The 26619-nt window shown below is 69.5% G+C and carries 26 protein-coding genes; 16 read left to right on the forward strand and 10 right to left on the reverse strand.

The features are described from left to right. Positions 1 to 46: 46 nt before the first annotated feature. Positions 47 to 685: a class I SAM-dependent methyltransferase gene (locus tag ACQPYY_RS08165; RefSeq protein WP_433593300.1), complete on the reverse strand. Its 639-nt coding sequence runs from the start codon at positions 683 to 685 to the stop codon at positions 47 to 49. 328 nt (positions 686 to 1013) lie between these two features. On the opposite strand from ACQPYY_RS08165, the gene ACQPYY_RS08170 reads away from it, so the two are divergent. The 5 genes from ACQPYY_RS08170 (at position 1014) to ACQPYY_RS08190 (ending at position 9633) form a co-directional block, all read left to right on the forward strand. After that, a complete protein-coding gene (locus ACQPYY_RS08170) occupies positions 1014 to 3707 on the forward strand; it encodes a valine--tRNA ligase (RefSeq protein WP_433593301.1) in 2694 nt (897 codons plus the stop codon). Next, entirely contained in the window at positions 3704 to 5149 is a 1446-nt protein-coding gene (folC, locus tag ACQPYY_RS08175; RefSeq protein ID WP_433593302.1) for a bifunctional tetrahydrofolate synthase/dihydrofolate synthase, read from the forward strand. Before ACQPYY_RS08170 ends, folC begins: the two co-directional genes overlap by 4 nt. Continuing rightward, positions 5146 to 5550, forward strand: coding sequence for a DUF4233 domain-containing protein (locus tag ACQPYY_RS08180; protein WP_379101236.1), 405 nt, complete (start codon positions 5146 to 5148; stop codon positions 5548 to 5550). Before folC ends, ACQPYY_RS08180 begins: the two co-directional genes overlap by 4 nt. Positions 5551 to 5634: 84 nt before the next feature. Continuing rightward, complete coding sequence (gene ndk, locus ACQPYY_RS08185) at positions 5635 to 6051, forward strand: nucleoside-diphosphate kinase (protein ID WP_357090206.1); 417 nt, start codon at positions 5635 to 5637, stop codon at positions 6049 to 6051. Positions 6052 to 6531: 480 nt separating this feature from the next. Then, positions 6532 to 9633: a translation initiation factor IF-2 N-terminal domain-containing protein gene (locus tag ACQPYY_RS08190; RefSeq protein WP_433593303.1), complete on the forward strand. Its 3102-nt coding sequence runs from the start codon at positions 6532 to 6534 to the stop codon at positions 9631 to 9633. 313 nt (positions 9634 to 9946) lie between these two features. On the opposite strand, the gene ACQPYY_RS08195 is transcribed toward ACQPYY_RS08190, so the two are convergent. Next, complete coding sequence (locus ACQPYY_RS08195) at positions 9947 to 10354, reverse strand: DUF3224 domain-containing protein (RefSeq protein WP_379101241.1); 408 nt, start codon at positions 10352 to 10354, stop codon at positions 9947 to 9949. 305 nt (positions 10355 to 10659) lie between these two features. Here ACQPYY_RS08195 and rplU point away from each other — a divergent pair, with 305 nt between their 5' ends. The 5 genes from rplU (at position 10660) to ACQPYY_RS08220 (ending at position 14948) form a co-directional block, all read left to right on the forward strand. Then, entirely contained in the window at positions 10660 to 10971 is a 312-nt protein-coding gene (rplU, locus tag ACQPYY_RS08200; RefSeq protein ID WP_357090204.1) for a 50S ribosomal protein L21, read from the forward strand. Positions 10972 to 11011: 40 nt separating this feature from the next. Then, a complete protein-coding gene (gene rpmA, locus ACQPYY_RS08205; RefSeq protein WP_040806195.1) occupies positions 11012 to 11278 on the forward strand; it encodes a 50S ribosomal protein L27 in 267 nt (88 codons plus the stop codon). A 178-nt stretch (positions 11279 to 11456) separates the two neighbouring features. Next, positions 11457 to 12908, forward strand: a complete 1452-nt coding sequence (gene obgE, locus ACQPYY_RS08210) for a GTPase ObgE (protein ID WP_379101246.1) — start codon at positions 11457 to 11459, stop codon at positions 12906 to 12908. Between the two features lie 184 nt (positions 12909 to 13092). Beyond that, positions 13093 to 14172 carry a glutamate 5-kinase gene (gene proB, locus ACQPYY_RS08215; RefSeq protein ID WP_357090723.1) on the forward strand — a complete coding sequence of 360 codons (1080 nt, stop codon included), beginning with the start codon at positions 13093 to 13095 and terminating at the stop codon, positions 14170 to 14172. A gap of 284 nt (positions 14173 to 14456) precedes the next feature. After that, positions 14457 to 14948, forward strand: a complete 492-nt coding sequence (locus ACQPYY_RS08220) for a DUF4254 domain-containing protein (RefSeq protein ID WP_433593304.1) — start codon at positions 14457 to 14459, stop codon at positions 14946 to 14948. 90 nt (positions 14949 to 15038) lie between these two features. Here ACQPYY_RS08220 and ACQPYY_RS08225 read toward each other — a convergent pair whose 3' ends face one another. Together ACQPYY_RS08225 and ACQPYY_RS08230 are read right to left on the reverse strand one after the other, a co-directional pair. Continuing rightward, a complete protein-coding gene (locus ACQPYY_RS08225) occupies positions 15039 to 16139 on the reverse strand; it encodes a methyltransferase (protein WP_433593305.1) in 1101 nt (366 codons plus the stop codon). A 148-nt stretch (positions 16140 to 16287) separates the two neighbouring features. After that, a complete protein-coding gene (locus tag ACQPYY_RS08230; protein ID WP_433593306.1) occupies positions 16288 to 17127 on the reverse strand; it encodes an SDR family oxidoreductase in 840 nt (279 codons plus the stop codon). Between the two features lie 92 nt (positions 17128 to 17219). On the opposite strand from ACQPYY_RS08230, the gene ACQPYY_RS08235 reads away from it, so the two are divergent. Further along, positions 17220 to 17705 (forward strand): MarR family winged helix-turn-helix transcriptional regulator, encoded by a 486-nt coding sequence (locus tag ACQPYY_RS08235; RefSeq protein ID WP_379101254.1) that lies wholly within the window; start codon positions 17220 to 17222, stop codon positions 17703 to 17705. A gap of 5 nt (positions 17706 to 17710) precedes the next feature. On the opposite strand, the gene ACQPYY_RS08240 is transcribed toward ACQPYY_RS08235, so the two are convergent. The 3 genes from ACQPYY_RS08240 to ACQPYY_RS08250 all read right to left on the reverse strand — a co-directional run bounded on the left by ACQPYY_RS08240 (position 17711) and on the right by ACQPYY_RS08250 (position 20928). Further along, complete coding sequence (locus ACQPYY_RS08240; protein WP_433593307.1) at positions 17711 to 17890, reverse strand: hypothetical protein; 180 nt, start codon at positions 17888 to 17890, stop codon at positions 17711 to 17713. A 37-nt stretch (positions 17891 to 17927) separates the two neighbouring features. Continuing rightward, the gene (locus ACQPYY_RS08245; RefSeq protein WP_433593308.1) at positions 17928 to 20072 is read right to left on the reverse strand and encodes a RecQ family ATP-dependent DNA helicase; all 2145 of its coding nucleotides are present in this window, start codon (positions 20070 to 20072) and stop codon (positions 17928 to 17930) included. Positions 20073 to 20394: 322 nt separating this feature from the next. Next, positions 20395 to 20928 carry a TetR/AcrR family transcriptional regulator gene (locus tag ACQPYY_RS08250; RefSeq protein WP_433593309.1) on the reverse strand — a complete coding sequence of 178 codons (534 nt, stop codon included), beginning with the start codon at positions 20926 to 20928 and terminating at the stop codon, positions 20395 to 20397. Between ACQPYY_RS08250 and ACQPYY_RS08255 the strand changes: the two genes are divergently transcribed. Together ACQPYY_RS08255 and ACQPYY_RS08260 are read left to right on the forward strand one after the other, a co-directional pair. Next, entirely contained in the window at positions 20824 to 21276 is a 453-nt protein-coding gene (locus ACQPYY_RS08255) for an MBL fold metallo-hydrolase (protein ID WP_433593310.1), read from the forward strand. The genes ACQPYY_RS08250 and ACQPYY_RS08255 overlap by 105 nt on opposite strands. Positions 21277 to 21394: 118 nt before the next feature. Continuing rightward, positions 21395 to 21874: a hypothetical protein gene (locus ACQPYY_RS08260; RefSeq protein ID WP_433593311.1), complete on the forward strand. Its 480-nt coding sequence runs from the start codon at positions 21395 to 21397 to the stop codon at positions 21872 to 21874. A 6-nt stretch (positions 21875 to 21880) separates the two neighbouring features. On the opposite strand, the gene ACQPYY_RS08265 is transcribed toward ACQPYY_RS08260, so the two are convergent. From ACQPYY_RS08265 to ACQPYY_RS08275, 3 genes are all read right to left on the reverse strand, one after another. Then, on the reverse strand, positions 21881 to 23104 hold the full coding sequence (locus ACQPYY_RS08265) for an RtcB family protein (RefSeq protein ID WP_433593312.1): 1224 nt from the start codon (positions 23102 to 23104) through the stop codon (positions 21881 to 21883). 74 nt (positions 23105 to 23178) lie between these two features. After that, the gene (locus ACQPYY_RS08270) at positions 23179 to 24402 is read right to left on the reverse strand and encodes a glutamate ABC transporter substrate-binding protein (protein WP_433593313.1); all 1224 of its coding nucleotides are present in this window, start codon (positions 24400 to 24402) and stop codon (positions 23179 to 23181) included. Positions 24403 to 24587: 185 nt separating this feature from the next. Beyond that, complete coding sequence (locus tag ACQPYY_RS08275) at positions 24588 to 25145, reverse strand: TetR/AcrR family transcriptional regulator (protein ID WP_357279745.1); 558 nt, start codon at positions 25143 to 25145, stop codon at positions 24588 to 24590. An 84-nt stretch (positions 25146 to 25229) separates the two neighbouring features. On the opposite strand from ACQPYY_RS08275, the gene ACQPYY_RS08280 reads away from it, so the two are divergent. The 3 genes from ACQPYY_RS08280 to ACQPYY_RS08290 all read left to right on the forward strand — a co-directional run bounded on the left by ACQPYY_RS08280 (position 25230) and on the right by ACQPYY_RS08290 (position 26593). Then, on the forward strand, positions 25230 to 25652 hold the full coding sequence (locus ACQPYY_RS08280; RefSeq protein ID WP_433593314.1) for a nuclear transport factor 2 family protein: 423 nt from the start codon (positions 25230 to 25232) through the stop codon (positions 25650 to 25652). Between the two features lie 90 nt (positions 25653 to 25742). Further along, entirely contained in the window at positions 25743 to 26228 is a 486-nt protein-coding gene (locus ACQPYY_RS08285) for a MarR family winged helix-turn-helix transcriptional regulator (RefSeq protein WP_379101266.1), read from the forward strand. Beyond that, complete coding sequence (locus ACQPYY_RS08290) at positions 26225 to 26593, forward strand: DUF5313 family protein (protein ID WP_379101268.1); 369 nt, start codon at positions 26225 to 26227, stop codon at positions 26591 to 26593. Before ACQPYY_RS08285 ends, ACQPYY_RS08290 begins: the two co-directional genes overlap by 4 nt. Positions 26594 to 26619 lie beyond the last annotated feature (26 nt).

Raw genomic sequence — 26619 nt, forward strand, 5'->3', positions numbered from 1 at the left:
CGCACACCGGTGCCCCACGTCGAAAGGCGTGGGGCACCAGTCGTATTCAGGCCGGGCGGGCGATCAGCAGGTAACCCGTCATCGGCCGGTCGGGAACCTCGCGCTGATCGACGGTGAGGCCGGCCCGCTCCAGCGCCGCACGAACCTCGGTGACCGGGCGCAGCGTGAATCCGTAAGGAGTGAAGGGCATTTTCGCCATCGCATCCGGATCGCCGATGCCGATCACCAAGCGGCCCTTCGGCTTCAGGACACGGGCCAGCTCGGCGCAGGCCGTGTCCAGTTCGGGCACGAAATAGATGGTGTTGCAGGTGATTACGGCGTCCAGCGAGTCGTCCGCCAGAGGCAGCCCGGTGAGCGACCCCTCGACCAGGCGCAGCCGGTGGGAGGACACGTCGGCCGAGTACTCGGTGCGCGCCTTGGCGAGCATGTCCGCGGAGAGTTCGACACCGGTCACGGTGCCGGTGGTGCCGACCCGGCCCAGCAGCAGGGTGAGGCCGATGCCGCCGCCGAAGCCGATGTCGGCGGCCGCGTCGGTGGGCGTCACCTCCGCGGCGGTGACCGCGGCCTCGATCAGGGGGCGGTTGCTGCGGTTGAGCACGCGGGCGACCACCTTGCCGAGGCGGCCGCGGGGGTGGCCCAGCTGGCCGGCGACCGTCGACATCAACCGTGTGACAATCGGATTCATGGATTTCAGGCTACCGGCCGGTCGCCTCGAAAGGGTTGTGTGACGACACGGAAACGACTCCGGTCACGACGCGGAAACAATGTGTCCGACGCAACGTGAATGCAACGAAACCTGGTCTACCCTGGCCCATTTGGCGCAGAACCTGAGAATTGGCCAAGGATCCGGGGGAATGCGCCGAAACGGCGGTACGCTGGCCATCGAGGGCGGGGCTTTCGGTGTCCCTCATCCACCGAGAGCCCCGCCCTTCGGCTATCCAATTCGCCCCCGGGATTCGCCCCTGGGAAAAACCCGGTTCTTGGGCGATAATCCCAGCCCTTAGAATCACACGGTGACCAGCGCAGCCTCTGAGAACCCGCGTAATCGTGCCGATGCCCTCCCCAAGAGCTGGAACCCCAGCGACGTCGAGGCCGACCTGTACGAGCGCTGGGTAGGCGCCGGTTACTTCACCGCCGACCCGAGCAGCGCCAAGCCCGCGTACTCCATCGTGCTGCCCCCGCCCAACGTCACCGGCACCCTGCACATGGGCCACGCCCTCGACCACACCCTCATGGACCTGCTGACCCGCCGCAAGCGCATGCAGGGCTTCGAGGTGCTGTGGCTGCCCGGCATGGACCACGCCGGCATCGCCACCCAGACCGTGGTGGAGAAGCAGCTCGCCGTCGACGGCAAAACCAAGGAAGACTTCGGCCGCGAACTGTTCGTCGACAAGGTCTGGGACTGGAAGCGCGAATCCGGCGGCCAGATCCAGGGCCAGATGCGCCGCCTCGGCGACGGCGTCGACTGGAGCCGCGACCGCTTCACCATGGACGAGGGCCTGTCCCGCGCCGTGCAGACCATCTTCAAGCGCCTCTACGACGCGGGCCTGATCTACCGCGCCGAGCGCCTGGTGAACTGGTCGCCCGTCTTGAAGACCGGTATCTCCGACCTCGAGGTGGACCACAAGGAGGTCGAGGGCGAGCTCGTCTCGCTGCGCTACGGCTCGCTGAACGACGACGAGCCGCACGTGATCGTGGCCACCACCCGCGTCGAGACCATGCTCGGCGACACCGCCGTCGCGGTGCACCCCGACGACGAGCGCTACCAGGCCCTCATCGGCACCACCGTGTACCACCCGATCACCGGGCGCCAGATCCCGATCGTGGCCGACGACTACGTGGACCCCGAATTCGGCTCCGGTGCGGTCAAGATCACCCCGGCGCACGACCCCAACGACTTCGAGCTCGGCCTGCGCCACAACCTGCCCATGCCGACCATTATGGACATCACCGGCAAGATCGCCGACAGCGGAACCGAATTCGACGGCATGGACCGCTTCGAGGCCCGGGTCAAGATCCGTGAGCGGCTCGAGTCCGAGGGCCGCGTGGTCGGCCGCAAGTACCCCTACATCCACCAGGTCGGCCACTCCGAGCGCTCCGGCGAACCCATCGAACCCCGCCTGTCCATGCAGTGGTGGGTCAAGGTCGAGGGCATCGCCAAGGCCGCCGGTGACGCGGTTCGCAACGGCGATGTGAAGATCCACCCGGCCGGCCAGGAACCGCGCTGGTTCGAGTGGGTCGACAACATGCACGACTGGAACATCTCCCGCCAGCTGTGGTGGGGCCACCGCATCCCGATCTGGTACGGCCCCGAGGGCGAGATCGTCTGTGTCGGACCTGACGAGCAGGCCCCCGAGGGCTACGTCCAGGACCCGGACGTGCTCGACACCTGGTTCTCCTCGGGCCTGTGGCCCTTCTCCACCATGGGCTGGCCCGACTCGACCGAGGAACTCCAGAAGTTCTATCCCACCAGCGTGCTGGTCACCGGCTACGACATCCTCTTCTTCTGGGTCGCCCGGATGATGATGTTCGGCATGTTCGTCTCCGACGACCCGGTGCTCACCGCGGGCAAGGACGCCAAGCAGGTCCCGTTCCAGGATGTGTTCCTGCACGGCCTGATTCGCGACGAACACGGCAAGAAGATGTCGAAGTCGCGCGGCAACGGCATCGACCCGCTGGACTGGATCAACGAGTACGGCGCCGACGCCACCCGCTTCACCCTGGCCCGCGGCGCCCAGCCCGGCGGCGACCTCTCGGTCGGCACCGCGCACGTCACCGCCTCGCGCAGCTTCATCACCAAGCTGTTCAACGCCACCAAGTTCGCGCTCATGAACGGTGCGCAGCCGGGCGAACTGCCCGACCGCGACACCCTCACCGACAGCGACCTGTGGATCCTGGACCGCCTCGACGAGGTCATCGCCGAGGTCGACGGCGCCCTGGACCGCTACGAGTTCAGCAAGGCCCTCGAAGGGCTCTACCACTTCGCGTGGGACGAATTCTGCAGCTGGTACCTGGAATTGGCGAAGGTCCAGTTCGCCGCCTCCGAGGAGCGCGCCGCCAGTACCCGCGTCGTGCTCGGCACCGTCCTCGACGCCGTGCTGCGCCTGCTGCACCCGGCCGTCCCCTTCGTCACCGAGACCCTGTGGCAGGCCCTCACCGACGGCGCGGAGGGCGAGTCCATCGTCATCTCCTCCTGGCCGGCCGTCTCCGGCGCGACCGCCGACGCCGCGGCCGCCCGCCGCGTCGCCGACACCCAGAAGCTGATCACCGAGATCCGTCGCTTCCGCGCCGACCAGGGCCTGGCCGACAGCCAGAAGGTGGCGGCCACGCTGATCGGCATCGACACCGCCGACCTGCTCGCCCAGGAAGCCGGAATCGCCAACCTGGCCAAGCTCACCGCCGCCGGCGACGACTTCGCCGCCACCGCGTCACTGGAGGTGCGCCTGTCCGCCGCCACCGTGACCGTCGAGATCGACACCTCCGGCACCGTCGACCTCGACGCCGAGCGCCGCCGCCTGGAGAAGGACCTCGCCGCCGCGCAGAAGGAGCTCGCCGGCACCAACGGCAAGCTCGGCAACGAGGCCTTCCTGGCCAAGGCCCCCGACGAGGTGGTCGCGAAGATCAAGGCGCGCAAGGAGATCGCCGAGGGCGACGTCGAGCGCGTCACCGCACGTCTGGCCGAGATCGCCAAGCTGGCCGCAAAGTGAACGACGAACCGGAGCGTCAGTACGCGGAGGGCTCGCTGTCCCACGGCACCTCGCCGGTGGATCTCGCCGAAATGGCGCTGGTCGAGGCCGAACTCGACCAGCGCTGGCCGGAGACCAAGATCGAGCCGTCGCTGTCCCGGATCGCGACGCTGATGGACCTGCTGGGCTCGCCCCAGCAGTCCTATCCGGCCATCCACATCGCGGGCACCAACGGCAAGACCTCGGTCACCCGCATGATCGACTCGCTGCTCACCGCACTGCACCGGCGCACCGGCCGGATCACCAGCCCGCACCTGCAGCTGGCGACCGAGCGCATCGCCATCGACAACGCGCCCATCACGCCGGGGCGCTATGTCGAGGTGTACCGGGAGCTGCTGCCGTACATCGAGATGATCGACGCGCAGTCCAAAGCCGCGGGCGGCCCGGCCATGTCGAAGTTCGAGGTGCTCACCGGAATGGCCTACGCGGCCTTCGCCGAAGCGCCGGTCGACGTGGCCGTGGTGGAGACCGGACTGGGCGGCCGCTGGGACGCCACCAATGTGATCGACGGCCAGGTCGCTGTCATCACCCCCATCGGTCTCGACCACACCGAATACCTCGGCCCCGACCTCACCTCCATCGCGGGGGAGAAGGCCGGGATCATCAAGAAGGCCCCCGAGGACGAACTGTCCCCACGCGACACCGTCGCCGTCATCGCCCAGCAGGAACCCGAGGTCATGGACGTCCTGCTGCGCCGGGCGGTGGAGGTCGACGCCGCGGTCGCGCGCGAAGGCTCGGAGTTCCAAGTACTTTCGCGTCGCGTCGCCATCGGCGGCCAGATGCTCGAACTCCAGGGCCTGGGCGGCGTCTACGACGAGATCTTCCTGCCCATGCACGGCGAACACCAGGCCCGCAACGCCGTGCTGGCGCTGGCCGCGGTCGAGGCGTTCTTCGGTGCGGGCGCGTCCCGCCAGCTCGACATCGACGCGGTGCGAGCCGGATTCGCGGCCGTGCTCAGCCCGGGCCGCATGGAGCGCATGCGCAGCGCGCCCACCATCTTCATCGACGCCGCCCACAACCCGCACGGCGCCAAGGCGCTGGCCGCCACCCTCACCAGCGAATTCGACTTCCGCAAACTGGTCGGCGTGATCGCGGTACTGGGCGACAAGGACGCGGGCGGCATCCTCGACGCCCTGGAACCGGTCTTCGACGAGATCGTGGTCACCGAGAACGGCTCCCCGCGCGCCCTGCCCGTCGACGACCTGGCCAACCTCGCGGTCCAGCGCTTCGGCGACGAACGCGTGGCCGTCGCCCACGACCTGGCCGACGCCATTGAAACCGCCATCGCCCTCGCCGAAGGCGGGGAGGACGGCGAACTGGTCTCGGGCGCGGGCATAGTCATCACCGGCTCGGTCGTCACCGCCGGGTCCGCCCGCAGCCTGTTCGGAAAGGATCCCGCATGAGCGACGCCACCCCCGAGGTTCCGCCCCCGGCCACCGACCCGTGGAAGGGCCTGCGCGGCGTCATGGCCGGGACCCTGGTCCTGGAGGCCATCACCGTGCTGCTCGCGCTGCCGGTGATCAGCGCGGTCGGCGGCGGCCTGCGCTGGTGGTCGGTGCTCTACGTGGTGGGCCTGGCCGTGGTCATGTTCCTGGGCGCGGGCGTGCAGCGCCGTTCCTGGGCCATCCCGTTCAACCTGGCCCTGCAGGTGGCTCTGCTGCTGGGCGGCTTCATCCACATCTCGATCCTGGTGATCGGTGTGGTGTTCGTCGCCGTGTGGGTCTTCGTGCTGTTCCTGCGCTCGGACGTGAAGAAGCGCATGGAGGCGGGAACCCTGCCCAGCCAGCGCATGTCGGGGGCCTGAGTAGCGCCGCCGAATCGGGCAGGCCGGGGCATCCGCCCCGGCCTGCGTTTTTCCTGCCGAGCAAGCGACGGTTAGGCTTCACGCGTGACTGAGCAGACCTTGGTACTCATCAAGCCCGACGGCGTGGCCCGTGGCCTCGTCGGGGAGATCATCACCCGCATCGAGCGCAAGGGCCTGAAGCTCGCGGCCATGAAGCTCGTGAACGTCTCCGAGGAAGTGGCTGTCGTCCACTACGCCGAGCACGCCGAGCGTCCGTTCTTCGGTTCCCTGATCGAGTTCATCACCTCCGGCCCGGTCGTCGCGGCCGTGCTCGAGGGTGAGCGCGCCATCGCCGCCTTCCGTCAGATCGCCGGCGGCACCGACCCGGTCGAGAAGGCCGTCCCGGGCAGCATCCGCGGCGACTACGCCCTCGAGACCCAGTTCAACCTCGTGCACGGCTCGGACTCGCCCGAGTCCGCCAAGCGCGAGATCGACATCTGGTTCCCCGGGTTCGCGCACTGATCTTCCGGGAGCGTTTGCTCCCGCTTCCTCGTCGGCCGGGTCCGGGGCCACGCCCCCGGACCCGCCACCCAGCGGCCGCTCGCGAGACTCGCGAGGCCGCTCCGGGCCGCGTGGGCACGACGCCCCGGCACGGTGTGGGATACTGGCTCTGGAAGTGACCGACGCCGGCCGTTTGCGGCAGGCATCGTTCACCTCCGATTGACACCGCGGAGCGACGGACGATCATCGCTGCCGCCGACGGCTCCAAGACTCGGCCGCCGGGCAGGCACGCTGGATGAACGCTCGTGACACGGAGTTGAGCCAACCAACCAGGCGCCACGTGACCAGTTAGCCCGAACGACGAGATACCGGTGATAACGGGCCACGCGGCGCGAAGACTTACGATCTCGCGCCCCCGGGCGTGAGGCCAACAAGACAGCGCCCCCGCGTCGGCCGCGTCACTCCTCGGAGGAACGCGCCCGGGGGCCCCGAGGAGATTTCGTGGCCGATCAAGAGCCGCAGGACGCATCGCAGGTGAACGGTGAAGGGGGCGCTCAGATCACCCCGGCTGCCGGACAATTGCCGGAACGGATCCGAGTGCACGCACTGGCGAAGCTGCTGGGCACCACCAGCAAACGTATTCTGGCCCACCTGACCGAGATGGGCGCGCAGGCGAGAAGCCCGCAATCCAGCCTGGACCGGACCGTCGCCGAGACCGTGCGCGACGCCTTCGGACCGCGTGATGTCGAGGCCGCCCCCGCCGGGCCCGAACCGATCGCGGAGACCACCGTCGACGCCGCTATCGCCGCGGCCGACGACCGGGCCGCCGACGAACTGGCCGCCGAGGAAGTGGAGGCCGCCGAGGCCGCCGCCCCGTCCGCCACCGCGCAGACCACCCTGTTCGCCAGCCCCTTCCTGAGCGAGGCGCAGGCCGAGGAACAGGTCCAGTACCAGCCGTCCGCCGTCGTCGCGGCGCCGCTGTTCCTGTCGCCGGACGCCACCGCGGTCGAGGAGACCCGCCGCAAGCGGCGCGAGCGCAAGCCGCGCGCCGAAGAGCCGGTGGCCGAGGAGAAGGTCACCGAGGACACCGCGGTCACCGAGGAGACCGCCGCCGAGGACGCCGAGGACGAGGGCGACTGGGACGGCGATCAGGATCGCGAGCAGCGTGAGGGCACCTCGCGCCGCCGTCGCCGGGGCCGTCGCGGCCGCGGCCGGGGCCGGGGCGAGCAGCACGGTGACGCCGAGGGTGAGGACGGCGACGAGTCCGAGGCCGAGGACGAGTCGGCCGAATCCGCCGAGACCGACACCGCCGACGAGGACGACGACGCGGGCGTGCCCGAGGGTTCGAGCAGCCGTCGCCGCCGTCGCCGTCGTCGCCGCAAGGGCGGAGACGACAACGAGCCCGAGGTCTCCGAGGACGATCCGCCGAACACCGTCGTGCACGAGCGCGAGCCGCGCAGCAAGCGCCGCGCCCAGGTCGACGAGGTGCAGGGCATCAGCGGTTCGACCCGCCTGGAGGCCAAGCGCCAGCGCCGTCGCGACGGTCGCGAGGCCGGCCGCCGCCGTCCGCCGATCCTGACCGAGTCGGAGTTCCTGGCCCGCCGTGAGGCGGTGGACCGGGTGATGGTGGTGCGCGAGAAGCACTTCGCCGACCACCCGGCCTCCACCACCCAGGTGGCGGTGCTCGAGGACAACATCCTGGTCGAGCACTTCGTGACCTCCACGGGCTCGGCGTCCATGGTCGGCAATGTGTACCTGGGCAAGGTGCAGAACGTGCTGCCGTCGATGGAGGCCGCCTTCGTCGACATCGGCCGCGGCCGCAACGGCGTGCTGTACGCGGGCGAGGTGAACTGGGAGGCCGCCGGTCTGGGCGGCAAGGAGCGCAAGATCGAGCAGGCGCTCAAGCCCGGTGACACCGTGCTGGTGCAGGTGTCGAAGGATCCGGTGGGCCACAAGGGCGCTCGCCTGACCACGCAGATCAGCCTGGCCGGCCGCTTCCTGGTGTACGTGCCGGGTGGTTCGTCGACCGGTATCTCGCGCAAGCTGCCCGACACCGAGCGCAAGCGGCTCAAGGAGATCCTGCGCGACATCGTGCCGCAGGACGCGGGCGTCATCATCCGCACCGCGTCCGAGGGCGTCTCCGAGCCGGAGCTGGCCCGCGACGTGGAACGGCTGCAGGCGACCTGGCGCACCATCGAGGAGCAGTCCAAGCAGGGCTCCGGCGCGCCGAAGACCCTGTACGAGGAGCCGGACCTGCTGGTCAAGGTGGTCCGCGACCTGTTCAACGAGGACTTCTCGAAGCTGGTCATCGAGGGTGAGCGCGCCTGGACCACGGTCGAGAGCTACGTCCGCACGGTCGCTCCCGACATGCTGGCCCGCGTCGAGCGCTACGACAACAGCGGTGTCGACGTGTTCGGCAGCCTGCGCATCGACGAGCAGCTGGCCAAGGCGCTGGACCGCAAGGTGTGGCTGCCCTCGGGCGGCACCCTGGTGATCGACCGCACCGAGGCCATGACCGTCATCGACGTCAACACCGGCAAGTTCACCGGGTCGGGCGGGTCCAACCTCGAGGAGACGGTGACCCGCAACAACCTGGAGGCGGCCGAGGAGATCGTGCGCCAGATGCGGTTGCGCGATATCGGCGGCATGATCGTGGTCGACTTCATCGACATGGTACTGGAGTCCAACCGGGATCTGGTGCTGCGCCGCCTCACCGAGGCGCTGGGCCGCGACCGCACCCGTCACCAGGTCTCCGAGGTCACCTCGCTGGGCCTGGTCCAGATGACCCGGAAGAAGCTGGGCACCGGCCTGGTCGAGGCGTTCTCCACCACCTGTGAGACCTGCCACGGCCGCGGCATCCTGGTCCACAACTACCCGGTCGAGTCGTCGGCTCCGGCCGGGGACAGCGGTGAGGGCGTGAGCCGCCGCGAGGGTTCGCGTCGTCGTCGCAAGGACCGCAACGCGGCCGCCGCCGAGGCTGCCCCGGCCGTCGAGCCGGTGGCCGAGGAACCGGCCGAGAAGCACGAGGACGAGGTGGAGAAGGCCGAGAAGGCCGCCACCAAGCGGGCCCACCCGGTCGCACTGGCCATGGCCGCCCACGCCGATCACCCCGACGAGGACGGTGTCGCCGGTGGCGCGCCGCTCACCAATGGCGCTGCCGCGGCGGCCGTGACCGAGGCCGCCGCCCTGGACGCGGCGGCCGAGGCAGCCGAGCTGGTCGAGGAGGCGCAGGCCGCGTCCGGTGTGCAGGCCGCCGCGTCCGCGTCCGCGGGGGACGCCGCGGTGGTCGACTCCGAGCCGGAGGGAATCGAATCGCCGATCGCCGAGGCGCACGCGGCCGTGGCGGCGGTCGCCGCCGTGGAAGCCGCCGCGGCCGAGCCGGTCGCCGCGTCTCGTCGTCCCGCCCGTCGCCGGGTGGCGCGAACGGCGGCGGCTCCGGCGACCGAGAGCAAGGGCGCGGTGTTCGTGCTCTCCAGCGGTGATCAGGCCGACAAGCCGGGCTTCAACCTCGACGACCTGGCTCCGGCCGTGGTGCCGCCACGGGCTCGCCCGCGTCGCCGGGCCGCGGGCCGTCCGGCCGGTGCGCCGGAGGGCGAGAACTAGCCGGTCAGCGTGAGATGAGCTGTGGCCCCGCCGGATTCCGGCGGGGCCACAGCTTTTCCCCGGGGTGATGAACGCCATTCACGGATCGCTCACGGTCCGGCCATGTCGGGCGCACAGGCTCCGGGCGTCCGATCACGACTGAAGAAGGAAATACCATGGGTTCCGCAGCCGACTTCCTGAGCGATGTGCTCGTGCAGACCATCACCAAGCTGCTCTCCGCGGGCAGCAGCAGCGTCAGCGCGAAGTAGCGCCCGCCACCGGACGACCGTGGCCCCGCCGGAATCCGGTGGGGCCACGGGCTTTTCCCGGCAGATCAGGCGAGTTCGTAGTCGAACCAGATGCGGTGGGTGCCGTCGGCGTCGATGGAGATATCGCCCGTGCCGGTGATGCCCGCGAGCGCGCCGGTGCCGCTGCCCACGACGATGACGAAGAACCCGTCGCGGCGATCGGCGCCCGTGGTCGAGGCCGAGTGCGCGAAGTTGAACGCGCCCGCGCGCCCGTTCAGCGTGCCTTCGAACGATTCCATCGCCAGGTAGGTCCCGATGCCTTTCTCCTGGTCGAAGGCGGCGGTGAACAGGGTGGCCGCCCGCCCGGAGATCTCGCCCTCGAACTGCTTCTCCATCATCGACAGTCCGACCGGCAGGCCGGTGGCGATGGCGGGGTCGGGGGTGACATCGGTGGGGGTGAAGGACTTGACGCTGAAGGTGCCGGTCGCTCGCATGACTCGATTCTGCCGGGGCGGCCGGGTGCGATCTTGTAAGAACGCGACAGCGTGGGCCGAGAGATGGGCTGCCCCGGTTTGGTCGGGGTTGGCGAGTCCTGTAGTCTTGGTCAGTCGCTGCCCCCTGCGATGGCACTCTGTTGTGACTAGTGCTGTGAGTGGGCCCATCGGTTCGCAGAACCTCTGGCCCGAGGCGGCGGTGAATACCCCCAGACCAGTCTGCGGCGGATGCCGGTGTGAACACCGGTGACCGGCCGTGTGAGCATAGTGCCGAGCACTTGTAAAGAAAGAAGGGCAGCCGACCGATGGCAACGTACGCAATCGTCAAGACCGGCGGAAAGCAGTACAAGGTCGCGGTCGGTGACCTGGTGAAGGTCGAGAAGATCGAGGGTGAGCCGGGCACTGCGGTGTCGCTGGCGCCGGTGCTCGTCGTTGACGGCTCCGAGCTGACCTCCGATGCTGACAAGCTGGCGAAGGTTTCCGTGTCCGCCGAGGTCGTCGAACAGACCAAGGGCCCGAAGATCCGCATCCACAAGTTCAAGAACAAGACCGGCTACCACAAGCGTCAGGGCCACCGTCAGAAGCTGACGGTCCTGAAGGTCACCGGCATCAAGTAATCCGACTTGGGGTTCGTCACCCCTGCACGAGGAGTTAGTCATGGCACATAAAAAGGGTGCATCCAGCTCGCGCAATGGTCGCGATTCGAATGCCCAGCGGCTCGGTGTGAAGCGCTTCGGCGGTCAGACCGTCAAGGCCGGCGAGATCCTGGTCCGCCAGCGCGGCACGCACTTCCACCCCGGCGTCAACGTCGGCCGTGGCGGCGACGACACGCTGTTCGCTCTCGAGGCGGGCGCGGTGCAGTTCGGCACCAAGCGTGGTCGCAAGACCGTCAACATCGTGGTGCCGGAGCCGGTGAACGCCTGACCGGCGCACCGGAGTTCGCTCCACTAGCTTTCCGAAGCGGGTCAGGGTTTGTAGTAGCCCTGGCCCGCTTCTTTTTGTTCAGACACAGTGCTGTTCACAGCCCCGCTTCTGTCATTCCTGGCCGAGGCCCGGGGCGTCACATCCAGTCGACAAGTCCTGAAGGAGGATGATCACCGATATGTCCAAATTCATCGACCGTGTCGAGCTGCACGTGCGCGCGGGCAAGGGTGGGCACGGCTGCGCCTCGGTGCGCAGGGAGAAGTTCATGCCGTTGGGTGGTCCCGATGGCGGCAACGGCGGCAATGGCGGGGACGTGACCCTCGAGGTCGACCCGAACGTGCACACGTTGCTGGACTTCCATTTCCATCCGCATGCCAAGGGCGGCAACGGCAAGCCCGGTGAGGGCAGCAACCGCAATGGCAAGCAGGGCGAGGGGCTGCTGCTGAAGGTGCCGGACGGCACCGTGGTGATGAGCCTCGACGGTGAGGTGCTCGCGGACCTGACCGGTGCGGGCACCCAGTATGTGGCGGCGCGCGGCGGTCGCGGCGGGCTGGGTAACGCGGCGCTGGTGTCCAAGGCGCGCAAGGCGCCCGGCTTCGCGCTGCTCGGCGAGGACGGCCAGGAGCGCGATGTCGTTCTGGAGCTGAAGTCGGTCGCCGATGTCGGCCTGGTGGGCTTCCCGTCGGCCGGTAAGTCGTCGCTGGTGTCGGTGCTCTCGGCGGCCAAGCCGAAGATCGCGGACTACCCGTTCACCACGCTCGTGCCGAACCTCGGTGTGGTGCTCGCGGGTGACACCACCTTCACCGTGGCCGATGTGCCCGGTCTGATTCCGGGTGCGAGCGAGGGCCGCGGACTGGGCCTGGACTTCCTGCGGCATCTGGAGCGTTGCGCGGTGCTGGCCCACGTGGTGGACTGCGCCACTCTGGAACCCGGCCGCGATCCGGTGTCGGATGTGGACGCGCTCGAGGCCGAGCTGGCCGCGTATCAGCCCGCGCTGGCCGGTGACACCGGTCTGGGTGATCTGGCCGATCGCCCGCGCGTGGTGATTCTCAACAAGGCCGACATCCCCGATGCCGACGAGCTGGCCGAGTTCGTGCTGCCGGAATTCGAGAAGCGCGGCTGGCCGGTGTTCAAGATCTCGGCGGTGAGCCGGGAAGGTTTGCGGCCGTTGACCTTCGCACTCGCCGAGCTGGTCGCCGAATACCGCACCGCGCATCCGAAGGCGGAGCCGAAGCGCGCGATCATCCGCCCGGTCATCAAGGGCGACAGTGGTTTCCGCGTGATTCGCGATCCCGAGGTCGAGGGCGGCTTCATCGTGGTGGGCGAGCGCCCCGAGCGGTGGGTGCGCCAGACCCAGTTCGACAACGACGAGGCCGTGGGTTACCTGGCCGACCGCCTGGCTCGCCTCGGCGTCGAGGACGAGCTGGTCAAGCTGGGTGCGGAGCCCGGCGCTTCGGTGACCATCGCGGACTACTGCTTCGATTGGGAGCCTTCGATTTCCGCGGGCGTGGAAACCTTGATGACCCGCCGCGGCGTGGACCCGCGTCTGGATCAGACCGAGCGCATCGGCGCGGCGGAGCGCAAGCACGCCTCGCGCGTGCGCCGTGGTCTGGTCACCGACGACGAGTAATACAGTGCCGCGTGGCCGTTCGCGAGGAGGCGAGCGGCCGGTGCGGACGGACAATGAATTCGGGTGCGACGGTGCGTGGGTATCGCGGGCGAATTGAGGTGTGGTGCAAGTGAGTTCGAGTGGCGCGCAGGCCAATGGAGCGGCGGAGCTCGGCGCTGACGGGCTCAGTGCCGCGCGGCGGGCAATCGCGTCCGCGCGCAGCGTCGTGGTGAAGATCGGGTCGTCGGCGCTGACCAGCCTGGAAGGCGGTCTGGACACCGGCCGCCTGGACCAGCTGGCCGACGCGGTCGAGGGCCGCATGCGGGCGGGTTCGGATCTGGTGGTGGTGTCCTCGGGCGCCATCGGTGCGGGCATGGCCCCGCTCGGATTGTCCAAGCGGCCCAAGGATCTCGCCACCAAGCAGGCCGCCGCGAGTGTCGGTCAGCTGGCGCTGGCGCACGCGTGGGGGACCTCGTTCGCCCGCTACGACCGGGTGGTCGGGCAGGTGTTGTTGAGCGCGGGCGACTTCGGCCGCCGCGAGCCGCATCGCAATGCGCAGCGGACCCTGGACCGGCTGCGGTCGCTGCACGCCATCGCCGTGGTGAACGAGAACGATACTGTCGCAACGGAAGAGATCCGGTTCGGCGACAACGACCGGCTCGCGGCGCTGGTCGCGCATCTGGTGGGCGCGGACGCGCTGATCCTGCTGTCGGACGTGGACGGCCTCTACGACGGTGACCCGCGCAAGGGTTCGGCGAACTTCATCCCCGAGGTGCGCAGCAGTGCGGATCTGGACGGCGTGATCGCCGGTTCGGGTGGTGCGCTGGGTACCGGGGGCATGGCGTCGAAGCTGTCCGCCGCCCGGCTGGCCGCCGACGCCGGCGTGCCCGTGCTGCTGGCCGCCGCGTCGGACGCGGCGGCGGCGTTGTCGGGCGCGACGGTGGGCACGGCCTTCGCGGCGCGCCCGGTTCGGTTGTCGGCCCGCAAGTTCTGGGTCCGGCACGCCGCCGACGCGCGGGGTGCGGTGCATCTGGACGCGGGTGCGGTGGCGGCCGTGGCCGAGCGTCGCCATTCCCTGCTGGCAGCGGGGATCACCGAGGTGACGGGGCATTTCTTCGGTGGTGACGTGATCGATCTGATCGCTCCGGACGGCGGGCTGGTGGCCCGCGGTGTGGCGGCCTATGACAGCGATGAGCTGCAGACGATGAAGGGCCGTTCCACGGCCGTGCTGCCCGACAGCATGCAGCGCCCGGTCGTGCATGCCGACGACCTGGTGAAGGTTTAGTCGAGCGCCGGTTACGGGCGAATTGCGCTGGGGGAGAGGGCAAGTAACCGTACAGACTGGGCGGTCGTTCTCCTACTCGAGGGGCAGTGGGAGGGCGGGGGAAGGGCGGTGGGCGGGACCGGCGATCGGTTCATCCTGGAAGTGCACCCGGTGCCGCATCGAGATGTGCCCTTCGCCGATAGCGGTTGCCCGGATCCGGCGCGGTCCGCCCTTGCCGCGCCGGGCTCGCGGTCCGGCGGCCGCCCGCGGCTCCGGGTGCGCCCGCAGCGCCCGTGGAGGTAGGTATGTACGTACCCCAACCTGATAGCACCCAGTGGTGGCGGGCGAGCGGCCGTGACACCAGAGGCGACGACCCGCTGCTGCCCGACTGGCATGAACTGCTGGCCGCGTTCTGCGGTCACATCGGGGATCAGCCCGAGGACCACCCGGTCACCCGCTGGTCCCGCGCGCTGGCCGAACTGCATCTGCAGCGACGCCGGGTCCGCTCCGGCGACGTGGGCGGAATCGACGAGCTACGCGCTCAGCTGGTGACGTTCATCGACGAGTGGGTGTCGAGCCGAGCGCTGCGGAGGGGTGCAGCGCGGGCCGAATCCCTGGGGGCCGTGGTGGATGCGATGGCGGCCGCGCACGTGCGCGCCGTGCATCTGCTCAGGACGGCCGAGAATGTGTCGGACGAACAAGTGCACGCCGCCTGGTTCCTGCTGGCGCAGATGGCGGACGGCTGGACCGATCGGGCCGCAGGGGTTGTCGGCCCGCGGATCCGCCGTACCGCCTGAAACGCCGGTGACGCCACCGGATCCGGGCGGTAGGAGGTAGCCCGCGGTGGGCGTGTGGATTGCGCCGCACACGCCCCGCGGGCGCCTCGTTCACACCGTCGGACGGGCCTCGATGACACAGTCCGGGGCGGCGGTCGTGGTGACCCCGGTGAGCACGAAACCGCTGCGGGACAGCAGGTTTCCGAATTCGTTCTGGGTCCGTTCCCGGCCGCCGCGGGTCTGGATCAGCATCTCCAGGTCGATGACCTTGCCCGGGTGCGGGCGGTCGTGCTCGGGCATCACCATCTCGATGATCAGCAGCCGCGCTTCGGTTTCCATGGCGGTGCGCACGGTGCGCAGGATGCGCTCGGCGTCGGCGTCGTTCCAGTCGTGGATGATGTGCTTGAGCAGATACGCGTCCGCGCCCTTGGGCACGACGTCGAAGAAGCTGCCGGGTTCGACGGTGAGGCGGCCGGTGAGCCCGGGGCCGAGCAGTTGCTCCTCGAGGCCCTCGGCCACCCGCGGCAGGTCGAACACGGTGCCGCGCATGGACGGATGGCGTTGCAGGATGTCGACGAGCAGGCTGCCGCGGCCGCCGCCGACGTCCACGATCGAACCGAAGCGGCCGAAGTCGAAGGCCGCTTGGAGCGGTTCGGTGGCCAGGCTGCCGACGCTGGTCATGGCCCGGTCGAAGACCTGTCCGACCTCGGGGTGCTGCTCGGCGAACTCGAAGAACTCCATGCCCTCCAGCTCCGGCCACAGCGACCCGCCGGCGCGGACCGAGGCGGCCAGATGCGTCCAGTGCTTGCGATGCAGTTCGGAGCCGAAGAAGACGAACAGATCGCGCAGCGACACGTCGGCATCGGTGCGCAGCCCCTGCGAGACGCCGGTCAATTGGTAGGTCCCGTCGCGGCGCTGCTCGAAGACACCCCAGCTGATCAGCAGGCGCAGCAGCCGGCGCAGTGCGTCCTCGTCCACGCTCAGGGTGCGCGCCAGCTCGGCGGCCGGTTTGGGGCCGTCGGCCAGCGCGTCGGCGATGCCGAGCTCGGCCGCCGCGCAGATGGCCTGGGAGACGTATCCGGCCGTCCCCAGCTCCAAGAGGGCGATGTGGCCGGGGACCAGCCGCCGGTGCAGGACGGCCAGACTGTCGCGCAACCAGGTGGCGGCGCGCAGGAGTGGCAACGGTGGAATCTTGGGTGATGCGGACGCCATGCTGAACTCCCCGGGATCGTTCGGCGACTGCGGGATTCGTCCGATCCTACGCGCCGAGTCCCTGGTGGTCCGCGGTTTCCGCGACTACCCGGCAACCCGCGCGGGATCGCCGGAGGCCGCTCGGCGTGGCGCGGGCGGCTCCCCGCGGTCAGGAAGCCGCGAAGGCGGGCGCGTTCTCGCGGGCCCACTGTTCGAAGGTGCGGGCGGGGATGCCGAGCAGGGTTTCGGTGGTGTCGGCCGGGGCTTCGGGCGTGTCGGTGGTGATGGCCCAGATGTTCAGCAGGGCGCTCACGATGTAGGCCGGCATGGTGCGCGACATCTGCGCCTCGGCCTCGGCCGGGGCGATGGTGGTGATCGGGATGTCGCGGCCGAGGGCCGCGGCGAGGTGACCGATCTGCGCGCGGAAGCTGATCGCCTCCGGTCCGGTGAGAGTGACCGTGCGCCCCCGCAATTCGCTGCCGGTCAGGGCGGCGACCGCGATATCGGCGATATCGAGGGGATGGATCATGGCCAGTGCGGCATCCGGGTACGCGTGCTCGATCGGCGCGCCGGACGAGATCGCCGCGATCCAGCCGAAGGCGTTGCTGTCGAAGCCGCCGGGGCGCAGCACGGTGGTGACGAGATCCGCCGCGGCGAGGGCGTTTTCGACGGCGAGGTGGTTCGCGCCGATGGGGTTGTCGGCGGCGTTCGGATCGTTGACCGCGGAGGAGGACAGCAGCACGACGTGTTCCACCCCGGCGGCCGCGGCGGCCCGCGCGAAGGTGTCCGCCGCGGCGGGGTCGGCGTAGAGGAAGACCTGGCGCACGTCTTTCAGTGCCGCGGTGAGGCTTTCGAGGTCGTCGGGCAGGGCGGCGCTGTCGACCCCCGCGGGGAGGTCGAGGGCCGAGGGGGCCTTGCTGGCCGCGCGGACCGGGAGGCCGCGGGCGTGCAGGGAGTCGAGAACGGCGCGGCCGATCTGGCCGCGAGCGCCGGTGACGAGAATGGTCATGAAATGCATGCTGTCATGCACACAGTTGCTAGTCAACACATATGTACCAATATGCACGCAGATGTCGATATGCATGCAGATACGATGTGGGGATGACGACGGACGACCGCACTCCCGACGAGCTGCTGGATGCCATCGGCCCGGCCTTCGGCAAGCTCCGCCGCGGTGTCCTGCAGCAGGTCGAGAACCCGATCAGCGCCAAGGACTCCACCCGCGCGCTGGTGCTGGGCCTGGTCCTGGGCTGCGGGCAGGACGGGCCGGGGGAGATGACGGTCGGCGGCATCGCCGCGGCCATGTGCGTGGACCCGTCGGTCGCGAGTCGCATGGTCACCGACAACATCAAGGCGGGCTACCTGCTGCGCGTCCCCTCACAGCTGGACGGCCGCCGCGCCGTCCTCGAACTCAGCCCCGAGGGCCTGGAGTTCATGACCCGCTTCCGCGGGCAACAGCGCGCCGCCTTCGAATACATCACGGCCGAGTGGCCGGAACAGGACCGCCTCGACTTCGCGCGCCTCATGCTGCGCTACGTCGACGCCATCGAGAACCTCGAGAACCGGCGGCCCACCCCCGACGCCTGAGCGTGTCAGGGCCCGGAGGTTCCCCCATAGGTGGCGGCCTTGCCGTCCGGGTCATGGCCCGGGCCGAAGTCGACGGCCGAACGCTCCCGGTCGACCTCCTCGATCCACTGTGCCGGCTCGGGCGGCAGCTTGCGCCAGCGCGCCCGCGGATCGCTGGCCTCGTCCCCGCTGTTCCCGGTACTCATGCTCTCTCCCTTCCCCGTTCGACGGTACGCCCGAAGGTCAGGAAGGGGTGGCCAATGCGAAGGGGAGGACGGCGTCGGCTCCGGCGGCGCGGAGTTGGCGGGCGGCCATGGTGAAGGTCCAGCCGGTGTCGGTGAGGGCGTCGACCAGCAGGATGGGGCCGTCGACCGCGGTGAGATCCGGTGTCTCCCAGGCATTGTGGAGGGCGGCGACCCGGTGGGCGGAGTTGGCGGCGGAGACCGGGGGCAGGTCGGGGCGCAACGCGAGGACGCCCAGATCCTGAAGGCGGCCGATCTCGGCGAGGCGGGCGGCCAGCGATCGGGTCAGCAGGGGGCGGGCGCCGGAGTCGAGGGCCAGGACGGCGGTCGGGCGCTGGGCCCAATCCCATTCGCGCAGCACGGTGGTGCAGGCGCGGAAGACCTCGTCGGGGACGGGGGCGTCGGGGCCGTCGAGGAGCGGGCGCAGGCGCTGGCCCCAGCCGAGATTGCTGAGGCGGCCCAGGACACGGCCGGTCTCGGGGCCGTCGGTGATCTTGCCGGACAAGGGGATTCCGAGTTTGGCCAGGCCGGTGGGCCACTGTTTGCGGGGCGCCAGGTCGATGCCGGGTCGGTCCAGACGGGTGCGGATGTCGGCCAGGTCGGAGTCGTCGACCGCCGTGTCCTGGGTGGCGCCGGTGCAGTTGTCGCAGCGCCCGCAGTGGGTGCCGAGCACCAGGCCCGGATCGTCGAGTTGGCTGCGCAGGAACGTCATCCGGCACTGGCCGGTGGACTGGTAGTCGATCATGGCCTGCTGCTCGGCCTCGCGGGCGACGCTGAGACGCTCGTAGCGTTCGGTGTCGTAGACCCACGGTTCGCCGGTGCCGAGCCAGCCGCCGCGCACCCGGCGCACCGCGCCGTCCACGTCCAGCACCTTGAGCACCATCTCCAGGCGTGAGCGATTGAGCTCCACCAGTGGTTCCAGGGCGGCGGTGGACAGCGGCCGCTCGGTGTCGAGGGCGGCCAGCACCGAGCGCACGATGTGCTCGCGCGGGAAGGCCACCGAGGCGAAGTAGCTCCAGATCTGACGGTCCTCGTGGCCCGGCAACAGGATCACCTCGGCCCGTTCGGTGCCACGACCCGCGCGGCCCACCTGCTGGTAGTAGGAGATGGGGGAGGAGGGCGCGCCCAGATGGACCACGAAGCCGAGATCGGGCTTGTCGAAACCCATTCCGAGCGCGGAGGTCGCGATGAGCGCCTTCACCTCGTTGTTCAGCAGGGCGGCCTCGAGCGCCTCGCGTTCGGTGGGGTCGGTCTGCCCGGTGTAGGCGGCGACGTGGTGGCCGTGCGAGTTGAGCACGTCGGCGAGGTCGTGGGCCGCGGCGACGGTGAGCGCGTAGACGATGCCCGAGCCGGGCAGTTCGTGCAGTCGTTTGCTGAGCCAGGCCGTGCGCCGCACCGCGTCCGGAATCGTCACCACCGACAGGTGCAGCGATTCCCGGTCCAGGCTGCCGCGCAGTACCAGGGTGTCGGTGCCGATCTGGGTGGCCACGTCGGTGACCACCCGGTCGTTGGCGGTGGCCGTGGTGGCCAGCACCGGCACCTCCGAGCCGAGATCGGCGATGAGCGTGCGGATCCGGCGGTAGTCCGGCCGGAAATCGTGCCCCCAGTCCGATACGCAGTGCGCCTCGTCGATCACCACCAGTCCGGCGTCGGCGGCCAGTTTGGGCAGCACCGAATCCCGGAAGTCCGGGTTGTTCAACCGCTCCGGGCTGACCAGCAGCACGTCGACGTCACCGGCAGCCACCCGCGCGTGGATCTCGTCCCATTCGGTGACATTGCCCGAATTGATGGTCGCCGCAACGACTCCCGCGCGTTCGGCCGACGACACCTGGTTGCGCATCAGCGCCAGCAGCGGCGACACGATCACCGTCGGCCCCCGCCCTTGGGCGCGCAACAGCTTCGCGGAGATGAAGTAGACGGCGGATTTACCCCACCCGGTGCGTTGCACCACCAGCGCTCGCCGCCGGTGCACCACCAGCGCCTCGATCGCGACCCACTGGTCTTCTCGCAACCGCGCCGCCGGTCCGGCCAGCTCGCGCAGCAGCCGCTCCGCATCCTCGCGCAAGCCACCCGCGCCGGGCTGCGCGGCGGCGTCGGCGAGTTCGAGGTCGGAGACGTTCGGGTCGGCTGAGGTCACGCCGACCATCGTGCCTCACCGCACCGACACCCCACGCCCGCCGTCCGATTCTTCGGCCGACTTCGCACCCCTTGGAGCCTGTCCGGCCGCGTCGACCGACCCCGCCACCTGGCCGCGACGTGGCTGTCGGCCATCGGCGGCAGTGCCGCTTCCCGTCCGCCGCGCATATCCACCGGCGGCGTGTGGCGGGCGTGGTGCGGATCAGCGTGCGGCGGCAGGTGCGCCGCGACGTCGCTGTCGGCCGGGCGCGGGCGTGTCGGTCACCAGGAGGCGGTGCCGCCTCTCGCCCGCCGCGTATATCCACCGGCGCCGTGTGCGGGCGTGGCGGGGATCAGCGTGCGGTGGCCAGGTGCGCCGCGACGAGGGCGTCGACCAACCGGTCGAGGGGCAGCCAGGGGAAGCTGGGCCGGTCCTGGCGCAGTGTGATGAGGCCGTGCATGCCCGCCCACAGGCATTGGGCGGTGGCGGCGGGGTCGGGTGCGCCGGCGGCGGCCGCGGCGCCGACCAGCAGGTCCATGGTGGGCAGGCCGGGGAGTTGTCCCTCGGTGGGTTCCCAGCCGGGGGCGCCGGCGGTGCCGAACAGCACGCGGTAGTGGCCCGGGTGGGTGACGCCGTAGTCGACGAAGGCGTGGCACAGCGCCGAAAGGCGTTCGGCCGCCGCCGTTTCGGGCGGCGGTTCGAGGGCGGTCTCCAGTGCGGTGCGCAGTTCGCCGAACCGGAGCCGGTAGACGGCCGTCAGTAGCTCGCGCTTGTCGGCGAATTGCAGGTAGACGCTCTGTGGCGCGACTCCGGCGGCGCGGGCGACAGCGCGCAGCGACAGTGCTTCCTGGCCGTCGAGGTCTTCGAGCAGCGCGCCGACGGCCACACCGTCTTCTTCGGCGCGGACACCCTGCGCATCGCCGAACTCGACGACATCGCCCGGCGTTTCCCGGATCTGGACCTGGCCCTGCTGCCGGTGAACGGCCTGCGCATCCGCCCGGCACTCAACAGGCAGGTGGTGATGGACGCGATCGAGGCCGCCGATCTGGCCCGGGTGCTGCGCCCGCGCCTGGCGGTCCCGATGCACTATGCCTTCTCCAGCGGGCCGCTCGGCGACCGCCTCATGACCAAGGGTGATCGCGCGGGAGCGGAGCGCTTCCGTGCCGCCGCAGCCGATCTGGCGCCGGAGACAAAGGTGCAAATACTCCCGACCGGACAGGCTTTGCTCGTGTGAGACACCGCCGGAACCCGCCTTGATTGCGGTGCCGTCAAGATCGCGCGGAATCCGCTGCGCGGACGGACAATAGGGTTCCGGGCACGAAGGGCGTCCGGGGGCGCGCAGGGAGACGCACATGCCGGAGAAGTTTCCGTCGCCCGCGGGGTGGACTCCGCCCGGGGCACAGTTCCGTAGCAGCAGCACTGTGTCGCGGACGGTGGCCGGCACGCTGGCGGGGTTGCTGATCACCCCCGTCGGGATCGCGCTGGCCGCCCGCGGCGCGGCCGGGACCAGACAGTGGGCGATCCTGGGGGATTTCGCCGACCGCGTCGGCTCGACCTTCCAGATCCTGCTGGCCGCAGCGTTTTTCCTGGTGGTGGCGGCGCTGGCCGCCTACTCCCCGGCGGGCACCATCGCAGCCGGGCTGGTGTGGGGAGTGTTGCCCGGGATCATCCATTTCATCTTCCCGGACGACACCTTTCGACTGATCGGCGATCTACCCCTGTCGGATGAAATGCATGTCGCGCTATATCAGTGGTTGCAGACCGGATTCCCGCTCATCATGGGCATCCTGCTGGTGGGCGCGGGTGTAGCGGCGACGTTCCGCCGCCGCTGACCCGGCTCACCCCTTCACGCACAGCACCTGCCGCAGCGTGGCGACCACGTCCACCAGATCCGCCTGGGCCGCGATGACCTGGTCGATGTCCTTGTACGCCGCGGGGATCTCGTCGATCACCCCGGCGTCCTTGCGGGACTCGACGCCCTCGGTCTGCTTCACCAGGTCGGCCACGGTGAACTGCTTCTTGGCCGCGTTGCGGCTCATCCGCCGTCCCGCCCCGTGCGAGGCGGACTGGAACGAGGCCGGATTCCCCTTGCCACGAACCACATACGACCGCGTCCCCATGGAGCCGGGAATCAGCGCGAGGTCACCCGCGCCGGCCCGGACCGCGCCCTTGCGGGTGACCAGCATGGGCATCCCGTCGATGATCTCCTCGGCCACGTAGTTGTGGTGGCAGGAGATGGGCTCGTCGAAACGCACTGCCAGCCCGTTGAATTCATCGCGCACGGCCTTGCAGACCAGCGCCAGGATGACGGCCCGGTTGCGGGCCGCGTACTCCTGGGCCCAGGTCAGGTCGCGCCGATAGGCATCCATTTCCGGCGTGCCGGAGAGGAATACGGACAGGTCGCGGTGCGGCAGGTCCTGGTTGTGCGGCAGTTCGCGGGCGACGGCCATGTGCCGCTGCGCGATCTCGTTGCCGATATTGCGGCTTCCGGAGTGCAGCAGGATCCACACGCGATCCTCGGTGTCGACGCACAGTTCCTGGAAGTGGTTGCCGCCGCCGAGGGTTCCCATCTGGTTGTGGGCCTTGGCTTCCCGGGGCCGCACGATCGGATCCAGCGTGTCGAAGCCCTTCCAGAACCGCTCCCACCCCGCGCGCATGGTGGTGCCCGCGGCGCGCTGGCCGAAGACCTCGGCGTTCAGGCGGTTCACGTCGACCGGTTCGCGGTGCGCCGCGAAGCCGACCGGCAGCGCCGCCTCGATGCGGGAGCGCAGCGAGTGCAGGTTGTCGGGCAGGTCGGACGCGGTGAGCGAGGTGAGCACCGCTTCCATACCGCACCCGATGTCCACGCCGACGGCGGCGGGGGCGACCGCGTCCTGCATGGCGATGACCGATCCGACCGTCGCGCCCTTGCCCAGGTGCACGTCCGGCATCACGCGGACGCCGTACACCCATTTCAGTTGCGAGATATCGCGCAGCTGCTGGAGCGCGGCGGCGCCGACCTCGTGCTCGTGGGCCCACATGAGCGTCTGCGCTCGGGTACCGCGCAGCTCGACGGGAAACATCGGACAGTCCTTTCCTTCGACTGCCTTTCACGGTAGGCGCGCCGCCCGTCCCGGCGCACCGCATTATTTCGCGGTCAGGGTTCGACGAAGTCGGCGGTGAGGCCGCACAGCTTCCAGGAGCCGTCGCGCCGGACCATGGCGCCGATGTAGTCGACGTCCTTGAAGTAGTGCCGGTATTTCTCGGGCACATTGGTGAAGGATTCGTGGAATGCGAAGGTGGCGGAGTTCGGGTCGGATTGGGTGATGCCGGTGACAGTATTGGTGTACCCCGCGTTGCGTATTTCCGGGCCCAGGTTCTTGTCGTATTGGGGGGTGTATTGGAAAACGATTTCGTCGATGGCGTCGGCGTTCTCGGGGCAGACCAGGGAGCGGAATCCCTCCCAGTCGCGGGCATTGGAGGTGGCGGCGACGGCTTTGGCGGCCCGCACCAATTCCGGGTCGAGGGTGGTGGGGTCGCCGGGCTCGACAGTGCGGTCTGGGGCGTTGAATACGGCGGGCGCGGGCAGCGGTTTGTAACTGGCGGCGGTGAGGTGCTTCTCCAATGCGCGCCGCCAGCTGCCGTCGTCGATCATCATGCGAATGATCGAGGTGATGCGGCCCTGTAATTCGATGTCGCCCTTGCGTACCCCGACGCCGTAGCGTTCGCGGGTGAACCGGTGTCCGGACAGCCGCAGCGTGCCGGGGTGTTCGTCGGCGTAGCCGGCGAGGATGACGTCATCGGTGGTGACGGCGTCGACGGTCCCGCTGATCAGGTCGGCCACGCACTGAGGGTAGGTGTCCCGGGTGGTCAGCCGGACGAATCGGGCGAAGCTGCGGCGGATCTTGTCGGCCGCGGTGGAGCCCTCGGCGGTGCAGACGGTGCGGCCGTCGAGGTCCTCGGGCTGGTCGATGGCCCGTTCGCTCTGCCGCACCAGCAGGTCCTGCCCGGCCAGCAGGTAGGGACCGGCGAAGGAGACCAGCTGCTGGCGGGCGGCGGTGATGGAGTACGAGGCGACGACGAAATCGACGGTGCCGGAGCTCACCAGGGTTTCGCGCTGGTCGGTGCGGGCCTCGCGCCAGGTGATGTGCTCGGGCGTGACGCCCAGCTTCCCGGCGATATACGTCGCGACGTCGACGTCGAACCCGCGCGGTCTGCCGTCGGTGCCCTTGACCGACAGTCCGGGTTGATCGAATGTGATGCCGATGGTGAGCGTCCGCGGGGGCGGCGGTGGCGGCGCGTCGTCGGGTTTCGGTGTATTGCCGCAGGCTGCCAGGGCTAGAGAGGCGGTGACGGCGACGGCGCGGATCGCACGCTTCATCGAATCTGATCTCCTGGTGTCAGCTCCGGCGGCAATTGGTCAGCACATGGAGCATCCAAGCATCAGAGGCGGGGAAACACGCGGAGTTTGCGGAACCATGGGCGCGATTCGCCCATGGTTCAGTTTATTCCGCAATATTTCAGCGACCATTGCTCAGCGATTGCGAGCAGGTATGTACTCGCAGGTCAGTGGTTCGCGCGCAATCCATCCGCGATCACGGCGAAGGTGCGCTCGCGCAATCCGGGTGCGGCTCCGGCCTCGTGGACGGCGAGGAACACGCCCTTGATGATGGTCAGCAGGTCGTCGACGCTGATCTCGGGCCGCACAGCCCCGGCGTCCTGGGCGCGGGAAAGCAGTATCCCCAGAGCCTCTTTCAGATCATGGGACACCGTGCGCGGATACTCGCCGCCGCCGGAGCGCAGCGCGTCGGCCAGGTCGCGTTTGACGCCGCCCTCGAGCACCATCATCGCGAGGAACTCGAAGAACACCGCGCCGGGATCCTCGGCCGCGGTCAGTGCGCGCGCGTGCGCGGTGATCTTCTCGACCTGATCGAGGATGGCGGCCTCGAAAAGCGCTTCCTTGGTGGGGAAGTGGCGGTACACCGTGCCCGCTCCGACGCCCGCCCGCCGCGCGATCTCGTCGAGCGGCACCGAGATGCCCTCGGCGGCAAAGGCTTCCTGGGCCGCGGCCAGCACCCGCTCGCGATTGCGGCGGGCGTCGGCGCGCAGGGGTCTGTCCGTCACGTCCGACAGCCTACCCAGCCGTTGACAAGCGGGGCGCACGCCCCGATTATTGAGCGGGTCCAACGTTCCGTTTAGGAGACACTCATGACCACTTCCGTGGAAACCTCTCGTGACCTCGTGATTCGACTCTTCGACACCCTGCCCGCGCGCGATGCGGATCGATTCGCGGCCTTGCTCGCCCCGGATGTCGTGTTCGAGATGCCGTTCCTCATTCCGGGCGAGCCGTCCCGGATCGAGGGCCGCGAGCAGATCCGCGCGTACCTCGCGCAGCGCTGGTCGGGCATGTCCGGCATCGAGATTCACGCCATTCGCCCGGTCATCCACGAGACTGCCGATCCGAACATCCTCATCGCCGAGATCGACGTCGACGTCACGCGCCCCGGGACCGGCCGGGCGTGGGCGCGGACGTCGGTCAATGTGATCCGGGTCGAGAACGGCCAGGTCACGCTGTTCCGCGACTACATGGACACCGGCCGGATCGTGGCCATGCTGGCGTCGCGGGAGTGATGTGACGCCAATTACCCACCGGGTCGTCGACGAACAGTTAGTGCATTAACTATTATTGCCCTAACGAAGACGAGCGAGGAGGGCGGAACGGTGGAGGTCGACGACCCGTTGCGGCTGGACCGGCAGGTGTGTTTCGCGCTGGCCGTGGCGAACCGTTCGGTCCTGGCGGTGTATCGCCCGCTACTGGAACCGATGGGCCTGACGCATCCGCAGTATCTGGTGATGCTGGCGCTGTGGGGTGAGGCGCCGATGTCGGTCAAGGACATCGGCGAGGCCATTCAGCTCGACTCGCCCACGCTGTCGCCGCTGCTCAAGCGGCTGGAGGCGGCGGGGCTCATTACCCGGCGGCGCGACAGCCACGACGAACGCAACCTGGTCGTGGATCTGACCGGCGCGGGACGCGAACTGCGCACCGAGGCGGAGAAGATCCCCCCGGCCGTGGTGGCGCGGCTGGGGGTGAGCCTGGCGGATCTCGAGGAACTGCGCGATGTGCTGAACCGGGTGAATGCCGCGGCGCGGCACTCGGTTTCGGCGGACACCGAGCGCGCCGGATCGACGAAGGGACACCGGAAATGAAGCGCCCCAACCCTGTTCAGTGGCTGGCCTACTCCTTCGGCAGTGTGCTGCCGGACGACCTGCGCGAGTGGGTGCGCAACGACCTCACCGGTTCGTGGGCGGTGCCCCGGCACATCGTGCGTCAGCTGGTGCCGCTGCTGCCGGTGTTCGCACTCGCCTTCCTGCTGCCGGGCGAGCTGTGGCTACAGCTTTCGGTGATCCTGCTCGGCCTGCTGCTGGCGCTGTTCTACATCGTGGCCTACATGCCGATGAACCGGGCCCACCGATTGGTGAAGCACGGTTTCCCGGAGGATCTGGAGAGCCCGGCCCGTGCCGCGCGGCGGGCCGCCGAGCGCGCGGCCTACGAGGCCCAGTACCCGCACTGAGCCTCGCCGGGCACGGTGTGCTGCCG

It is taken from the genome of Nocardia sp. CA-145437 (assembly GCF_050956485.1).
Lineage (GTDB): Bacteria > Actinomycetota > Actinomycetes > Mycobacteriales > Mycobacteriaceae > Nocardia.

Coding starts and splice junctions, on each gene's coding strand:
- ACQPYY_RS08165 (WP_433593300.1), bottom strand. CDS start 685: ATGAATCCGATTGTCACACGGTTGATGTCGACGGTCGCCGGCCAGCTG.
- ACQPYY_RS08180 (WP_379101236.1), top strand. CDS start 5,146: ATGAGCGACGCCACCCCCGAGGTTCCGCCCCCGGCCACCGACCCGTGG.
- ACQPYY_RS08195 (WP_379101241.1), bottom strand. CDS start 10,354: ATGCGAGCGACCGGCACCTTCAGCGTCAAGTCCTTCACCCCCACCGAT.
- rplU (WP_357090204.1), top strand. CDS start 10,660: ATGGCAACGTACGCAATCGTCAAGACCGGCGGAAAGCAGTACAAGGTC.
- rpmA (WP_040806195.1), top strand. CDS start 11,012: ATGGCACATAAAAAGGGTGCATCCAGCTCGCGCAATGGTCGCGATTCG.
- obgE (WP_379101246.1), top strand. CDS start 11,457: ATGTCCAAATTCATCGACCGTGTCGAGCTGCACGTGCGCGCGGGCAAG.
- ACQPYY_RS08220 (WP_433593304.1), top strand. CDS start 14,457: ATGTACGTACCCCAACCTGATAGCACCCAGTGGTGGCGGGCGAGCGGC.
- ACQPYY_RS08225 (WP_433593305.1), bottom strand. CDS start 16,139: ATGGCGTCCGCATCACCCAAGATTCCACCGTTGCCACTCCTGCGCGCC.
- ACQPYY_RS08230 (WP_433593306.1), bottom strand. CDS start 17,127: ATGACCATTCTCGTCACCGGCGCTCGCGGCCAGATCGGCCGCGCCGTT.
- ACQPYY_RS08235 (WP_379101254.1), top strand. CDS start 17,220: ATGACGACGGACGACCGCACTCCCGACGAGCTGCTGGATGCCATCGGC.
- ACQPYY_RS08240 (WP_433593307.1), bottom strand. CDS start 17,890: ATGAGTACCGGGAACAGCGGGGACGAGGCCAGCGATCCGCGGGCGCGC.
- ACQPYY_RS08245 (WP_433593308.1), bottom strand. CDS start 20,072: ATGGTCGGCGTGACCTCAGCCGACCCGAACGTCTCCGACCTCGAACTC.
- ACQPYY_RS08260 (WP_433593311.1), top strand. CDS start 21,395: ATGCCGGAGAAGTTTCCGTCGCCCGCGGGGTGGACTCCGCCCGGGGCA.
- ACQPYY_RS08265 (WP_433593312.1), bottom strand. CDS start 23,104: ATGTTTCCCGTCGAGCTGCGCGGTACCCGAGCGCAGACGCTCATGTGG.
- ACQPYY_RS08270 (WP_433593313.1), bottom strand. CDS start 24,402: ATGAAGCGTGCGATCCGCGCCGTCGCCGTCACCGCCTCTCTAGCCCTG.
- ACQPYY_RS08280 (WP_433593314.1), top strand. CDS start 25,230: ATGACCACTTCCGTGGAAACCTCTCGTGACCTCGTGATTCGACTCTTC.
- ACQPYY_RS08290 (WP_379101268.1), top strand. CDS start 26,225: ATGAAGCGCCCCAACCCTGTTCAGTGGCTGGCCTACTCCTTCGGCAGT.